At 61.5% G+C, this 1,608-nt stretch carries 2 protein-coding genes; both read right to left on the bottom strand.

The genetic code is table 11. The annotated features are described in order from the left end of the window. Positions 1–34: 34 nt before the first annotated feature. Positions 35–580, bottom strand: a complete 546-nt coding sequence (locus BLQ73_RS31950; RefSeq protein WP_143020561.1) for a hypothetical protein — start codon at positions 578–580, stop codon at positions 35–37. After that, a partial coding sequence (locus tag BLQ73_RS30720; RefSeq protein ID WP_218126105.1) for an alpha/beta hydrolase occupies positions 549–1,608 on the bottom strand: 1,060 nt, incomplete at its 5' end. The genes BLQ73_RS31950 and BLQ73_RS30720, both read right to left, overlap by 32 nt.

Here is a 1,608-nt window from a genome sequence, read left to right as displayed (position 1 = left end):
GCAAACCGCCGACCGGCCCGGTCGGCGGTTTTTCCTATGGCTTCTTGGGCTCCGGCGTTCCATTGGGCCAAATGCAGGTGGAGTTCGCGCCGATGAGAAGAACGTCGCCCTGGGTCCAGTCGAGCGCGATCAGGAAGTCGTCAGGGCGGCTTCTCCCGGAGATGACGGGCATGGTGTTATCCACGATCCGGAAATCAGTGATCTGGTGTCCCTGGGCCTCCCATGTCTTCTTGACATGCTCGGCCACGGCCGTGAGATTTTCTTTCGGGATTCCTCGCAAATAGTAGCTCCGGGAAACAATGATGCGGTCCTCCGGGCCGCCGTCGGAAGGGTCAAGGCATTTTTGTGGGTTGAGACTCGACTGCGTGAGGTCGAGTTTCGGCTGCGGTGTGACCCCTGCTATCGCGCTCTTGATGAGTCGTTCAATGCGCTCCAAGGCCTCTTGCTGGGTGATGGTATTCCTGCTTTCTTTTGTCAATTCCGGGTCTCCGCAAGATGTGGCGAGAACAGCGAGGCAGGCGATGAGGAATGTGCCATACAGTGCACGGCTACTCTTTCGGAGCTTGCTGGACTTTGCCATAGTTGCCATTGACGATTTCCGCGATATTCCTTAGTGATGTGGATTTTCGGTCCCAGTAGAGGGAGTGGGGGCCGCTTTTGCTGTTCGGTTCGACGTGGAAGCGTTGAGCGGCGAACTCCTTTGCTCCGGGGTCGGTGCCGAAGACCGGGCTGACTTCAACGTTCGGAGGGATGTTCACATTCGGGGATAAATACTTCTCCGGGTTGAGGACCTTGTTCAGGTCTTCTGGTAGAGACCCGATGTTGGCGACGATGTCCTCTGTCGACTCTCCTACCCAGATGTCCTTCCTGGGGACCCGCAGTTCGCGCGCGTGGTCCACTCCGACCCCCGGGCTGCCGACAAAGATCAGTCGATCGGCGATCCCCTCTCTCTGCTTCGCGGCCAGTCCCGTCACCAGCGACCCGTAGCTGTGCCCCAGCATGGTGAGTGTGTGCTGTCCTTTCTGCTCCACGGGGACATGGGTCGCCCGGAGGGCGTCGGAGAACGATGCCAACGCTGTGGCGCCCGCATTCGCGGGATTCTTCGTCGCCACGCTGGTTTTAAAGTCGACGATGTCGGCGGCGCTCTTTTGCGGAGGTCGGTAGCCGAGCCAGGCGATCGACGCGTGCTTGAGGCCGGGCGCCATGTCGTGGGCCGTTTCCCAGGTGGACACGGCCCGATCGAAGTCGCCGTCGAAATTGTCCAGTCTGGTGCCGAGCCCGGGGGTGTAGCTGACCACTCGGTCGGCTGTGTCGGGGTCGCCGTAGGAGACGATGGCCCGGCCGATGTCGCTCAGGTCGAATCCCAGCAGGTAGGCCGGAGGTCGGCCGTCGCGTCCGCCTTTGGCCAATCCTGCCTCGATCGTGTCGAGGTTCTTCTTCTGCTGCCGCAGGGCGTCGCCGAACTTGAGAAGAGCCTTGTACTGGCCGTCGATCCGGGCCTGGGCCAGGGAGTGGGGAAGCGTGAGCAGCAAGCCGTTGATGCGGCTTTTCTCGTCGGCGAGGTGGGTGCGGTTGGCCTGGTCGCGGGTGGTGGACGGGACGCCGTTG

Source organism: Sinosporangium album (assembly GCF_900100605.1).
In the GTDB taxonomy this organism is placed as follows: domain Bacteria; phylum Actinomycetota; class Actinomycetes; order Streptosporangiales; family Streptosporangiaceae; genus Sinosporangium; species Sinosporangium album.
Note: the sequence above shows the minus strand (reverse complement) of the source record. Positions and strands in the feature narration are given on the sequence as shown.